The sequence below is a fragment of the Pseudomonas brassicacearum genome, from assembly GCF_009601685.2.
GTDB lineage: Bacteria > Pseudomonadota > Gammaproteobacteria > Pseudomonadales > Pseudomonadaceae > Aquipseudomonas > Aquipseudomonas kilonensis_B.
Genome location: NZ_CP045701.2, coordinates 4,539,850 through 4,554,921, shown reverse-complemented (window position 1 = coordinate 4,554,921; position 15,072 = coordinate 4,539,850). Strand labels below are relative to the sequence as shown.

Annotated in this window: 2 protein-coding genes (1 of these 2 only partly in view); both read left to right on the top strand. The window is 63.8% G+C overall.

Going from position 1 to position 15,072, the window contains the following annotated elements; translation table 11 throughout:
* Positions 1–11,851, top strand: the 3' portion of a protein-coding gene (locus GFU70_RS19315) for a non-ribosomal peptide synthase/polyketide synthase (RefSeq protein WP_153388654.1). It extends 1,850 nt beyond the left edge of the window; 11,851 of the gene's 13,701 nt are visible here — the last part of the coding sequence; its start codon lies off the left edge, out of view; its stop codon occupies positions 11,849–11,851.
* Complete coding sequence (locus GFU70_RS19310; RefSeq protein WP_153388653.1) at positions 11,848–15,072, top strand: non-ribosomal peptide synthetase; 3,225 nt, start codon at positions 11,848–11,850, stop codon at positions 15,070–15,072. Before GFU70_RS19315 ends, GFU70_RS19310 begins: the two co-directional genes overlap by 4 nt.

Genomic DNA, 15,072 nt, shown 5'->3' with positions numbered 1-15,072 from the left:
GCAGGCTCGATTGCCGATCCCGACGACGCTCGCAACCCTGTTGCTGGACCAGCCGGATGCCGCCTTGCAGGACGCACCGAGCATATGCCCGGCGGTGCCACTGAGCGCCGAGCACCTGGCCTACGTGATCTACACCTCTGGTTCTACTGGCAAACCCAAGGGGGTGATGGTGCGCCATGGCGCGCTGAGCAATTTCGTCTCCAGCATGCTCGCCCAGCCAGGCCTCACGGCCAGCGATCGCATGCTGTCGTTGACCACCTTTTCCTTCGATATTTTTGCCCTGGAAATCTATGGGCCGCTGTCGGCCGGGGCCAGCGTCGTGCTGACCGGGCAGAACGTGCACCAGGACCCGCAGGCGGTGCTGGCGCTGATCGAACGGCACGACGTGACGGTGCTGCAAGCCACCCCTTCGAGCTGGCGCATGTTGCTGGATCACGAACAATCTGCGCTGCTGGCAGGTCGCACCTTCCTGTGCGGCGGCGAGGCGTTGCCCCAGGAGTTGGCGCAACGGCTGCTGGCGTTTTCGCCGAAGGTCTGGAACCTCTACGGCCCGACCGAAACCACGATCTGGTCGGCGCTGCATCCGCTGAGCCCTGAAAACAGCCGTCCGTTCCTTGGCCAACCCCTGGACAACACGGCGCTGTACATCGTCGGCAGCGACCTGACGCTCAACCCGCCCGGCGCGCCGGGTGAACTGCTGATCGGTGGCGACGGACTGGCCCGCGGTTACTTCCAGCGTCCGGCCCTGACGGCCGAACGCTTTGTGCCGGACCCGTTCTCCACCACGGGCGAGCGCCTGTACCGCACCGGTGACCTGACCCGCTATCGGGCTGAAGGCGTAGTCGAGTACATCGGCCGCATCGACCATCAGGTCAAGATCCGCGGCTTGCGCATTGAACTGGGGGAAATCGAAGCGGCGCTGCTGGCCCAGGCCAGTGTGCGGGAAACCGTGGTGGTGGCTCATGAAGGGCCGACCGGCGCGCAACTGGTGGGCTATGTAGTGCCCATTGACGCAGTGCCGCAAGCGGATGCCGAGGCCTCATTGCGCACCGCGCTCAAAACCGCGCTCAAGGCGCAATTGCCGGAATACATGGTGCCAGCGCATCTGCTGTTCCTCGCGCAACTGCCGTTGACGCCCAACGGCAAGGTCGATCGCAAGGCGTTGCCGGCCCCGGATGCCAGCGAGTTGCAACGTGCCTATGTGGCGCCCGGCAGTGCCCGTGAGCAACAGGTGGCGGCGATCTGGCAGGAGGTGCTCAAGCTCGAGCGTGTCGGGCTTGCGGACAACTTCTTCGAGTTGGGCGGGCATTCGTTGCTGGTGACCCAAGTGGTGTCGAGGGTCCGTCGGGTGCTGGATATCGAAGTGCCGTTGCGCAGTCTGTTCGAACACAGCACGTTGCAGAATTTTGTGCAGGCCCTCGACGCCGGCCACGGTGAACAACCGTTGGCGCTGGTGCCGGTGCCCCGTGACAAGCCGTTGCCATTGTCCTTTGCCCAGGAACGCCAATGGTTCCTGTGGAAAATGGACCCCGACAGCGCCGCCTACAATATTCCGACGGCGCTGCGGCTGCACGGTGCGCTGGACACAGGTGCCCTGCGTCAAAGCTTTGCAGCGCTGCTGGAGCGTCACGCAAGTTTGCGCACCGCCTTCGTCGAAGACGATGGCCGGACCTGTCAGGTGATGCGTGCCCAGGGGCAGGTCGACTTCGTCGAGCAGCGTCTGGCGGTGGATGACGAGGCCGGTATCCAGGCATTTATCGAGCAGCAGACGCAACGCCCGTTCGATCTGCTGAACGATGCGCTGTTGCGCGTCGGCCTGCTGGCGCTGAGCGAGCAAGAGCACATCCTGGTGCTGACCCTGCATCACATCGTTGCCGACGCCTGGTCGTTGCAGGTGATGGTCGATGACCTGATGAGCCTGTACTCGGCGTTCATCCAGGGGCAGTCGGCGCAGTTGCCAGCCCTGGCGGTGCAATACGCCGACTACGCCGTCTGGCAGCGGCAATGGATGGCCGCCGGTGAGCGCGACCGGCAACTGGCCTACTGGACCGAACAACTGGGCGATGAACAGCCGCTGCTGGAACTGCCCACCGACCATCCGCGCCCGGCCCAGCAAAGCATGCGCGGCGCGCGGTTGCCGATTGTGCTCGATCGCGCGTTGAGCGACGACCTCAAGGCTTTGGCTCGCCGGGAAAACATCACGTTGTTCGTGCTGTTGCTCGGTTCCTTCCAAGCGTTGTTGCACCGTTACAGCGGCCAGGCCGACATTCGCGTCGGGGTGCCGATTGCCAACCGCCAGCGCCTGGAAACCGAGCGATTGATCGGGTTTTTCGTCAATACCCAGGTGCTGCGGGCCGAGTTCCACAGCGACTTGACCGGCGCCGCTTTGCTGCAACAGCTCAAGCAGACGGCCATGGCGGCGCAGATGCACCAGGACCTGCCGTTCGAGCAATTGGTCGATGCCCTGCAGCCGCAACGCAACCTGAGTCACAGCCCGCTGTTCCAAGCCATGTTCAACCATCGCAACGAAACCGACACGGCCTTGACGACTGCCTTGCCGGATCTGGCCATCGAGCCTATGGGTTGGGTGCAGCGCACCGCGCAGTTCGACCTGAGCCTGGACACCAGCGACAGCGCCCAAGGCCTGCACGCGGCCCTGACTTACGCCACGGATCTGTTCGAGCCGGCCACCATCGAACGCATGGGCCAGCATTGGCTCAACCTGTTGCAAGGCTTGGTGCAGGACCTGCACCGCCCCGTTGCGCAGTGGGCGTTACTGGACGCTGACGAGCGCCGACGCATACTGGTGGAGTGGAACGCCACGGCGGTCCAATACCCGCTCGATCGCGGCGTGCACAGCTTGATCGAAGAGCAGGTGTTGCGGACCCCGGACGCCCCAGCACTGGTGTTCGGCGAGCAACGCCTGACCTACGCCGAACTCAACGCCCGGGCCAACCGCTTGGCACATCGGTTGATCGCTCAGGGGGTCGGTCCGGATGTGCTGGTGGGTATCGCCGTCGAGCGTTCCGTGGAAATGGTCGTGGGGCTGTTGGCGATTCTCAAGGCCGGCGGTGCCTACGTACCGTTGGACCCTGAATATCCACGGGATCGCCTGGCCTATATGTTCGACGACAGCGGCATCGGTCTGCTGTTGACCCAGCGCCATTTATTGGACGCGTTGCCCGTCCCGGAGGCCATTCGCTGCCTGCTGCTGGATCAGCCCGAGGACGGGCCGCAAGCCGGTCGCGATGCCAATCCGTGCGTCGACGTCGACCCTGAAAACCTGGCGTATGTGATCTACACCTCCGGCTCCACCGGCAAGCCCAAGGGTGCGGGCAATCGTCATTCGGCCCTGGTCAATCGGCTGTGCTGGATGCAGCAGGCCTATGGGCTCGATGCCACCGACGGCGTGCTGCAAAAAACCCCTTTCAGTTTCGACGTATCGGTGTGGGAGTTCTTCTGGCCATTGTTGACCGGCGCGACGCTGGTGGTGGCCGCGCCGGGCGCTCATCGCGACCCGACGCAGTTGATTGAGCTGATCACCGCACAGCGCATCACCACGTTGCACTTCGTGCCGTCGATGTTGCAGGCGTTTGTGCAAGACCCGCACGTGGCCCAATGCTCCAGCCTGAAGCGGATCGTGTGCAGTGGCGAAGCCCTGCCGGTGGATGCGCAGCAGCAGGTGTTCGCCAAACTGCCGAATGCCAGCCTGTACAACCTCTACGGTCCGACCGAGGCAGCCATCGATGTCACCCATTGGACCTGTGTCGAGGATGGTCGCGACAGCGTGCCGATCGGCCAGCCGATTGCCAACCTGGGCACCTACATCCTGGACGATGAATTGTCGCCCGTGCCGGTCGGTGTGACGGGCGAGCTGTACCTGGCGGGCGAGGGCCTGGCCCGGGGTTACCATCGACGTGCGGCGCTGACCGCCGAACGCTTCGTGACCGGCCCCTTCGGCACGGGGCAGCGGTTGTATCGCACCGGTGACCTGGCGCGCTACCGCATCGATGGCGTGATTGAATACGCCGGGCGCATGGACCATCAGGTGAAAATCCGTGGCTTGCGCATTGAGCTGGGGGAAATCGAAGCGCGCCTGGCCGAGCACGCCGAGGTGCGCGAAACCATCGTGATCGCCCAGGATGGCACCTTGCTGGTGGCCTACCTGGTGCCGGCCCGCGCTGAACTGCTGAGCGCCGAAGACACCGTCCGCCAGGCGCTGCAAGGTCACCTCAAGGACCATTTGAGCCAGTCCTTGCCCGATTACATGGTGCCGCAGCACTGGGTGTGGCTGGAAAAAATGCCCGTCAGCCCCAACGGCAAACTGGAGCGCAAGGCGCTGCCCAAAGCCGATATCAGCGCCAGCCCGAAGGCTTACATCGCACCGATCACCGCCCTCGAACAGACCCTGGCCGCGATCTGGCAAAGCGTGCTCGGGCGCGAGCAAGTGGGGGTCAGTGACAATTTCTTCGAGCTGGGGGGCGATTCGATTATCTCGATCCAGATGGTCAGCCGAGCGCGGCAGGCCGGGATTCATTTCAGTCCCAAGGATCTGTTCGTTCATCAGACCATCCAGGGCCTCGCCAGTGTGGCGACCCAGGGGGGCAGCGGCCCGGACATCGACCAGGGCCCGGTGACGGGCGACGCGGTGTTGCTGCCGTTCCAGCAACTGTTTTTCGAACAGGACATGGCCGAGCCCCATCACTGGAACCAATCGGTGCTGCTCAAGGGGCTGCGGCCAGTGGACGCCGCTCATCTGGAGCTGGCGTTGCAGGCACTGGTTGCTCATCACGATGCCTTGCGCCTGGCCTTCATGCGCGAGAACGACACCTGGACCGCTCGCCATCAAACCCTCACCGAGCAGCAAGCGCTTTGGCAACGCTCACCCCTGTTGTGGACGACCGACGTGGCAGATGCTGCGGCGCTTGAACGGTTGGCCGAACAAGCCCAGCGCAGTCTCGAATTGCAGAACGGCGCACTGTTGCGCGGGGTCTTGGCGCGCCTGGCCGATGGCAGCCAACGGTTGCTGTTGGTGATCCATCACCTGGTGGTGGACGGGGTGTCCTGGCGCATTCTGCTGGAAGACCTGCAACAGGCTTATCAACAACTGCAAGCCGGCCAGGCCCTGGAACTGCCCGCCAAGACCTGCGCCACCCAGGCTTGGGCGCAACGGCTGCAGGGGCATGCCGGCAGTGCGGCGTTACAGGCCCAAATGGCCTACTGGCAAGGGCAACTGCAGGGCGCTCGCGCCGATTTGCCTTGCGACCGGCCCGAGGGCGAACTGCGCAGGTGCCATGGGGCGCAGGTTCAGACGCGGCTGGATAAAAACCAGACCCGACAACTCTTGCAGCAAGCGCCGGCGGCCTATCGCACCCAGGTCAACGATCTGCTGTTGACGGCCCTGGCCCGAGTGATCGGCCGCTGGACCGGCGACGCCTCGACCTTGATTCAGCTGGAGGGGCACGGCCGTGAGGCGCTGTTCGATGGCCTGGAACTGGACTTGGACCTGAGTCGCAGCGTCGGCTGGTTCACCAGCCTGTTCCCGGTCCGGTTGACACCGGCCGCCACCGCCGAGGATTCGCTCAAGGCGATCAAGGAGCAATTGCGGGCGATACCCGACAAGGGGCTCGGATTCGGTGTGCTGCGCTACCTGGGGGATGAGCAGACCCGTCGTACCCTCCAGGCGTTGCCTGTGCCACGCATTACCTTCAACTACCTGGGCCAGTTCGACAGCGGATTCGCCGATGACGCCGACGGCTTGTTCATCCCGGCCAGCGAATCGGCGGGCGCGCCACAGAGCCCGCTGGCGCCGCTGGACAACTGGTTGACCCTCAATGGCAGTGTCTACGCCGGCGAACTGAGCATCGACTGGACGTTCAGCACGCAGATGTTCGACGAATCGACGATCCAGACGCTGGCCCGGGACTACGGCCAAGAGTTGCAGGCCCTGATCGAACACTGCTGCCAGGCACCGCACCAAGGTTTCACGCCGTCGGACTTCCCGCTGGCCGGGTTGACCCAGGCTGAGCTGGACGCGTTGCCACTGGCGCCCCGGCAAGTCGAAGACATTTATCCGTTGTCGCCCATGCAGCAAGGCATGCTGTTCCATACCTTGTATGAGCAACAGGTCGGCAGCTACATCAACCAACTGCGGGTGGATGTCCAAGGGTTGGACGTTGAGCGCTTCCGCCAGGCCTGGCAGGCGGCCATGGATGCCCATGAAGTGCTGCGCAGCAGTTTCGTCTGGGAAGGGGAGTTCAAGCGTGCACTGCAGGTTGTGCACAAACAGCTGGACGTTGCCTTCCTGTTCCATGACTGGCGCGCCAGTGAGCAGCTGTCCCAGGACCTCGACGCCCTTGCCCTGGCGCAGCGCCAGCAGGGTTTCGCGCTGGAGGCGGCGCCCTTGCTGCGCCTGGTGGTGGCACGTGTGGCAGAGGACCGCTACCACTTGATCTACACCTGCCATCACATCCTGATGGACGGCTGGAGCAACTCGCAATTGCTCGGCGAAGTGTTGCAACGCTACAGCGGCCAACCCGTCGTCGCATCGGGCAGCCGCTACCGGGACTACATCGCCTGGCTGCAACGCCAGGATGCGGTGGCCAGCGAGGCGTTCTGGAAGCCCGTGCTGCAACGCTTGGAGGCCCCGACGCGGCTGGCCGATGCCATTGCACCACCGGCCCAGGCCGGTGCTGGTTATGGCGACCATGTGCAGGTTTTGGATGAAGCATTGACCCGGCGTCTGGAAACCTTCGCTCGCACCTCAAAAGTCACCGTCAACACGCTGGTGCAGGCCGCGTGGCTGCTGCTGTTGCAGCGTTACACCGGCAAAGACACCGTGGCGTTCGGCGCAACCGTGGCCGGTCGTCCGGCGGACCTGCCGGGCATCGAGCAGCAGATCGGCCTGTTCATCAACACCTTGCCGGTGATCGCCAGCCCACGGGCCGAGCAATCGTTGGACAGCTGGTTGCAAACGGTGCAAGGGCAGAACCTGGCCTTGCGCGAGTTCGAGCACACCGCGTTGCTGGATATCCAGCGCTGGGCCGGGCAGGGCGGTGAAGCGCTGTTCGACAGCCTGTTGGTGTTCGAAAACTATCCGATTGCCCAGGCCCTGGAACAGGGCGCGCCGGATGGTTTGCGCTTTGGTCCGCCGCTCACCCAGGAGCAGACCAGCTACCCGTTGACGCTGTTGGTGGGATTGGATCGGCAACTGTCGGTGCACATGAGCTACCAGCAGACGAGCTTCTCGGCGGCCACGGTGCAACGGCTGGCGGCCCATCTGGCTCAGTTGCTGGGACAGATGACCGATGGCGGCGAGCGCTGCCTGGGTGAACTGTCGATGCTGGAGTTCGATGAGCATCAGCGCCTGATCCATGACTGGAACCCTGTGGGCGCGCCGTTCGAGCAAGGGCTGTGCATTCACCAGATGATTGCTCGTCAGGTTGAAACCATGCCAGATGCCTTGGCGGTGACCTTCGCCAACACCCAACTGAGCTACAGCGAGCTCGACGGTCGCGCCAATCGCCTGGCCCATAAACTCATCGAATTGGGTGTAGGCCCGGAAGTGCGGGTGGGCGTGGCGATGCCGCGCTCCGAACACCTGCTGATCGCCTTGCTGGCGGTGCTCAAAGCCGGTGGCGCCTACGTGCCGCTGGACCCGGATTATCCAGTCGAGCGGGTGGCCTACATGCTCGACGACAGCCGTGCGCGGGTGTTGCTGACTGAGCAAGCGGTGGCGGCGACGCTGAGCGTGCCGGCTGAAACCGTCGTGCTGATGCTGGATCGGATCGATCTGGGGCAGTACCCACTGAGTGCACCGATCACCCATGTCACGCCGGACAACCTCGCCTACGTCATCTACACCTCCGGCTCCACCGGCAAGCCCAAGGGCGTGGCGATTGCCCATCGCAACGTACTGGCGCTGATCGACTGGTCCAAATCCGTCTACAGCCGCGACGACATCCAGGGTGTGTTGGCTTCGACGTCGGTGTGCTTCGATCTGTCGGTGTGGGAGTTGTTCGTGACCCTGGCCAACGGTGGCTCGCTGATCATCGCGCGCAATGCCCTGGAATTGCCGCAACTGCCGGCTCGCGACCAGGTGCGCCTGATCAACACCGTGCCCTCGGCGATTGCTGCGTTGCTGCGCAGCGATGAGATCCCGGCCAGTGTGCGCATCATCAACCTGGCCGGTGAGCCGTTGAAGCAGAGCCTGGTGGATGCGCTCTACCAGCACCCCACCTGTGGGAGTGGGCCTGTGCAAGCAGGGCCAGTAGGAGCAAGGCCAGTAGGGGGAGGGACAGTAAAAGTAGGGCCTGTAGGAGCAAAGCTTGTGGGAGCAAAGCTTGCTCGCGATAGCCTCCTATCGGCTGGCCCATGTGTGACTGACCCACCGCCATCGCGAGCAAGCTTTGCTCCCACAGGCTCACTCCCACAAGGAATCGAGCATGTGTACGACCTTTATGGCCCTTCGGAAGACACCACCTATTCCACCTGGACCCGCCGCACCGCCGGCGGCACGGCGAACATCGGTCGGCCCCTCAAGCACACCGCCAGCTACCTGCTCGACGCCGATCTGCAACCCGTCCCCCAAGGCGTCTCGGCGGAGCTGTACCTGAGCGGCGCGGGCATCACCCGTGGCTACCTTGGCCGCGCGGCGATGACCGCCGAAAAATACGTACCCAACCCGTTCTCCACAACCGGCGAACGCCTCTACCGCACTGGCGACCTGAGTCGTTACCGCGCCGATGGCGTGCTCGAATACCTGGGCCGTATCGACCATCAAGTGAAGATCCGCGGCTTCCGTATCGAACTGGGGGAAATCGAAGCGCGGCTGCTGCAACAACCCCAGGTGTGCGACGTGGCGGTCCTGGCCCAGGACGCACCGGGCGGCCAGCAACTGGTGGCCTACGTGGTTGCTCCGGCGTTGCAAATCGACGAAAGCAACCTGCGCGCTCAGCTCAAGGCAGGCCTCAAGGAACACCTGCCGGACTACATGATCCCGGCGCACCTGGTGTTCCTCGAACAACTGCCCCTGACCCCCAACGGCAAACTCGATCGCAAGGCCTTGCCGGCGGTGGAGACCGGGTTGTCGCAAAGCGGTTACGAGGCGCCCGTCAGCGAACTGGAGCAACAGATCGCCGGTATCTGGCAAGAGGTGCTGGAAGTGGAGCAGGTCGGTCGCAACGACCATTTCTTCGAGCGCGGTGGCCACTCCTTGCTGGCAACCCAGGCCGTCTCGCGTTTGCGCAAGCTGACGGGCTATCCGCTGAGCCTGCGTGACTTGTTCAATCATCCGCAGCTCAAGGCGCTGGCGGTCCTGATGGCCGGCACTGCCGATGGACCGGTTCGGGCGGGCGATTCCCATGAGGTCCGGCTCAAGGCCCATGGGCCGCGACGTTCGGCACCGCTGTCGTTGGTGCAGCGACGTTTGTGGATCGCCGAACAATTGTCCGGCGGTACGTCGGCCTATGGCATGCCCATGGCGCTGCGCCTGTGCGGCGAGTTGTCGGTGGCGCACCTGATGAGCAGCTTTGCCAATGTGGCTCGCCGTCATGACGTATTGCGCACCGCGTATGTTCAAGACGAAGAAGGCGATCCGCTGGCGCTGATTGCCGATGAGGTGCAACTGGACTTCCCGGTGATCGACCTCTCTGGCCTGTCGTCCAGTGCCCAGCAGGAACAGGTGGCCCAGGCGACGCTGGAAAACGCGCGCATCCCCATCGACTTGGAACAGGCACCGTTGTTGCGCGGGCGGATCCTGCGCCTGGGGCCGACCGAGCACGTGTTGTTGTATGCCATGCACCACATCATCTCCGATGGCTGGTCGATGGGGCTGTTGATCAATGAACTGGTGCAGGGCTATGAGGCGTCCCTCAAGGGTGAACCGATGCCGCTGCCGCCCCTGGAGGTTCAGTACCATGACTTCGCGCTGTGGCAACAGGCGCTGGAGCAGCAGGGCGTGCTGGCGCGACAGGCCGAGTACTGGAAACACCGGCTCGGCGGCTACGAAGGGCGCCTGGACTTGCCACTGAGCAGCCCCCGGGGCCAGACCGCGTCCTACGATGGCGATGCGCTGCAGTTCCAGCTTTCCACTGGGCTGAGCGAGGCCTTGCGCCGGTTAGCCAGCGAGGCCGGTGTCACACTGTACAGCACGCTGCTGGCGTCCTTCCAGGTGTTGTTGCATCGGCTCTGCGACGCGCAAGACCTGGTGGTCGGCGCCGACGTGGCGGGTCGTGAACAACCCGAGCTGGAGCGGCTGATCGGTTTCTTCGTCAACGTACTGCCCCTGCGTTCGCGCTTCGACGCCGCGGCCACGTTCTCGCGCTTCCTGGGGCAGACCCAGGACAACCTGCTCGGTGCCCTGGAGCATCAGGACTTGCCCTTCGACCAGATTGTCGAAGCCTCGGGCGTACCGCGACACAAGGGCATGAACCCGTTGCTCCAAGTGTTGTTCGTGATGAACAACGTGCCGGTGCGCACCCGCGCCATGACCGGGTTGAGCGTGGAAATGCTGCCGGCGCTCGAGACCCATTCTAAATTCGATATGGCGTTGTTCGTTGACGAAGAAGAAGGGCAATTGCGCGGAAATTGGCAATTCGCCACAACCTTGTTCGGACATGAGCGTATTCAGCACCTGATTCAGGCCTGGACAGCCCTGTTGGAACAGATCGTCGCTGATCAGGATATTCAATTGGGAGCTATCAGCATGCCAGTCGACAACAGGGCGGCAGCCGTCACGCCTGCCACCGTCCCAGGGCCCAAGGCCGACAAACTGGGCAAGTTTCTCAAGCGCTCCGTGACACCGCTCACCAAGCCTCGTGCGGCGCGGGTGCGTGAATCACTGGTGGCTGCACCGCAGCGCTTTCCCTTGATGCTGGAACCGGGCGAGCCCCATCTGGATGTCATCGACTGGATCCACCAGAACCGGCCGCTGATCGAGCAAAAGCTGGCCGAACATGCGGGCATTCTGTTCCGCGGTTTCGAGCTGGACGGTATCCAGGGTTTTGAAGCGTTCGCCGAAGCGGTACAGCCAGGGCTTTATGGTCAGTACGGCGACCTGCCGAAAAAAGAAGGCGGCAAGAACACCTACCGTTCCACGCCGTACCCCGAGCGCAAGATGATCCTGTTCCACAACGAAAGCTCCCATCAGGACCGCTGGCCGCGCAAGCAGATGTTCTATTGCGAGCAGGCCGCGCCCGTAGGCGGCGCGACCCCGGTGGTGGATTGCCGGTTGATGTATGAACGATTGCCGGCGGACCTTCGCGAGACGTTCGAAGACAAAGGGTTGCTGTACGTACGCACCTTCACCGCCAAACTCGATGTGTCGTGGCAGCACTTCTTCAAGACCGAAGATCGCCTTGAAGTGGAGGCCCGCTGTCGGGCGGGCGGCATCCAATGGCGCTGGCTCGATAACGACGAGTTGCAGACCCGCACACCGGGGCCCGCGATCATCACGCACCCGATCACCGGAGAAAAGTCGTTCTTCAATCAGGTGCAATTGCATCACATCCATTGGCTGGACCCGGACGTGCGGGAGGACCTGTTGTCGATGTTCGGCCTGGAGCGCATGCCTCGGCATGTGTATTACGGCGACGGCACACCGATTGAAGACGAGGTGATGGCGCGTATCGGTGAGCTGTATGAAGCCTGCGCGGTGCGTTTCGACTGGCAAAAAGGTGATGTGATCCTGCTGGACAACATGCTGGTGGCCCACGCCCGCGACCCGTTCGAGGGCCCGCGCAAGATCGTGGTGGCCATGGGTGATATGTACGACCGTAGCGCGCTGGACAACCCGGCCAGTGCCGGGCACGCGATTCAGGGCAGGCGCAATCTGGAGGAAACCGGAGCATGAGCGAAGTAAGGATGGATCAACAGGGCCCGAGTTTCCCCCTGACGCCCGAGCAACAAATGCTGCTCGAACAACTGTCGCCCACGGCGACCTGTGGCGAGGCGTTGCGCTGGCTGAACGTGGTGATCGACGGTGATCTCGATCCGCAGCGCTTGCAGGTCGCGTTCGATACGCTGCTGGCGCAGCAGCCGATGCTGTTGGCGCGGCTGGGCAAAGTCGCCGGTTTCCACGGTTGGCGTCAGGCCGCCGCCAGCGCCGCTCGCTTCCCGCTGACAGTACAGGCCAGCGAGCAACGGGCCGAGGACATCCAGGCGCAGATCAAGGACTCGATGGGTCGCGCTTTTGTGCTCGGCGAATCGGAAAGCCTCCAGGCCGGGCTTTATCGTCTGGCGCCACGGCAATGGCAACTGGTGCTGGGTATCGTTCGCTGCAGTGCCGATGGGCAATCCCTGAATCTGCTGCTTGAGCAGGTGCAGCAAGCCTACGCCGGGATCCAGGGAGTGGAAGACGCGCCGGAGGAGTTCACCCAATACCTGGAATGGCGCAGTGAGGTGGTGCTGGATGAAGATGCCGCCACCGGACGCACCTACTGGCAGCAGCACCTGCACGGCCTGCAGACGGACATCGCCACGCCGTGGCTGGCCGCACGCAGCGCCGGCAGTGAGACCGGTGCAGGCGACAGGTGCGTGTCGCTGACACTGGAACCTGCCCAGCGTGACGCGTTGTACCGTCTGGCCGAGCAGCTCGGCCAGCCGCTTGCCACGCTGCTGCAAGGCGCGTGGTGGGTGTTGCTGGGGCGTTTGAGCGGGCTTGAGCAAGCGCTGGTCGGTGTGCGCCATGACAGCCGTGGCGACTATGAATACTTCGCCCATGCCGTGGGCGTCTTCGAGAAAACCCTGCCGCTGTGCGTTTCGTTGCCCGCCAGCGTGGCGTTCAGCCAGTGGTTGAGCGAACTGGCGGCGGGCCTCGAAGCCCATCGCACCTGGCAGGAGTACTGGACCCCGGACCTGGCGCCTGACGCACGCCCGGCCTACGGCTTTACCCTGGGGCAGGCCAGCGGTGCCCGGAGCAGTGGCGGCCTGAACTGGGCGGCGCCGGAGCCAATGCTCACGCAGGCCGATGCGTTCGAGTTGCTTTTACAGGTTCAATTGGACGATGCCCAGCGGCTTGCCGCGGTCGATCTGTCTTACGCCAGTTCGCGTTACTCGCTCGCGTCGGCCAGCGTTGTGCTGGAACAGTACGCCGAGCTGTTGGCATCGATCCTTGCTGCACCGCAAACCGCGCTGGCGCAGCTCAATTTGCTCAGTCGCAGCGAAGAGCGGCGCTTGCGGGCGATCAACCCGCCGATGCAGGCATTGGCGGATGGCCGTTATCTGCCGCAGCGCATCGCCGACCTGGCAGTTCATACGCCGGACGCCATCGCCCTGGCCGACGCCCATCAGCACTTGAGCTATGGCCAGTTGCAAGCCCGGGTCGACCGTGTGGCGCAGGGCCTCAAGGACCAAGGTCTGGGCCAGGGTTCGATCGTCGCGCTGGCGTTGCCGCGCTCGGCGCAGCTGGTGATTGCAATGCTGGCGAGCTGGCGCATAGGGGCGGCGTACCTGCCCTTGGATGTGCAGTGGCCCCAGGCGCGCCAGGCGTTGATGCTGGAACAGGCCGACGCGGCCGTGTTGCTCACCGATGCGACGCATCTGCCGGCCTGGCAGGGGCAGCCGTACAAGGCGCTGACATTGGCTGAACTCAGTCAGTCGGCAGCGCCATTGCCGGTGCTCGCCACCAAGGGCAACGACATCGCCTACGTGTTGTTTACATCCGGCTCCACCGGGGTGCCCAAAGGCGTGGTGATCGAGCATCGGCAATTGCTCAACTACACCGCTCAGGCCAGTCAGGCCCTGGGGCTGGGGCAGTGCAAAAACGTCGGTTTCAGCTCCACCGTGGCGGCGGATCTGGGCAACACGGCGTTGTTTGGCGCGTTGTTCAATGGCGCCACCCTGCATGTGGCCAGCGATGAGCAGATGCAGGACGGCGCGTTGTTTGCCCAGTACGTGCAGCAGCAACGGATCGACTGCCTGAAAATCGTGCCGTCGCACCTTGCGGCGTTGCTCGACAGTGAGCAGGCGACACTGCCGCTTACGCTGATTCTGGGCGGCGAGCCGATTCCCGCGACGTTGATCGAGCGCATCGCCCGGTTGCGCAGCGATTGCCGCGTGTTCAACCACTATGGACCGACCGAAACCACGGTGGGGGTGATGATCCATCCATTGGCCCTGGACGGCGCTGCCGGCGATTGTGCGGCGCTGACTCAGGTGCTGGGCAACAACCAGGTTTACGTGTTGGACGCCGATCTGCGCTTGGTGCCGGTGGGCGTGCTGGGTGAGGTGTACCTGGGCGGCGCGCAGCTATGCCGGGGCTATCTGAATGCCGAGGCCGACGAGCAGACGTTCATCCAGAGTCCGTTCGATCCGGCGCAGCGTTTATACCGCACCGGCGACCTGGCGCGTTATCGCCCGGATGGGGCGATCCAGCTGTACGGTCGGCGCGATCAGCAGGTCAAGGTGCGCGGGTACCGTATTGAACTGGCGGAGATCGAGGCCGTGCTTCTGCGCATGCCGCAGGTGGCCGAAGCCCTGGTGCTGCCGGCGGCGTCGGTCGAGCAGGGGCTGTTGGCTTTTGTCGTGGCGCAGCCGGGTAGCGCGGCGGACGTGTTGGACGCCGCGCGTGCCGGGTTGAGCACCCGCCTGCCCAGCGTGATGGTGCCCCAGCACATGCAACTGATCGAAGCGTTCCCGCGGCTGGTCAACGGCAAGATCGATCGCAAGGCATTGCAGCAGTTGGTGGGTGCGACAGCTTCTGGCGAAGACGCAGCGCCGCGCGATGCGCTGGAGCAATTGCTCGCCGCACGCATGGCGCAGTTGCTGGGGCTGGAGCGATTGGGTATCGATCGTGACTTCTTCGCCGCCGGAGGTCATTCGTTGCTGGTGATCAAGTTGGTGGCCGGTATTCGCAAGTTGTTGCAGTGCGAAATTCACCCGGGACTGGTCTTCGATCATCCGACCGTGGCGTCGTTGGCACTGGCGTTGCGGGCGCTAGAGAGCAGTCCGGGGCAACTGGAGAAAATGGCCCAGGTACGCCTGCGCATGGAAGCGATGAGCCCCGAGGAAAAGCTCCGCCTGACCGAACAGGCTCGACAGCTGCAAGCCGCCAAGGCTGCGCAAGGCAACTGA

Excerpts from the sequence above, each read along its gene's own strand:
- GFU70_RS19310 (WP_153388653.1), top strand. The coding sequence starts at position 11,848 with ATGAGCGAAGTAAGGATGGATCAACAGGGCCCGAGTTTCCCCCTGACG.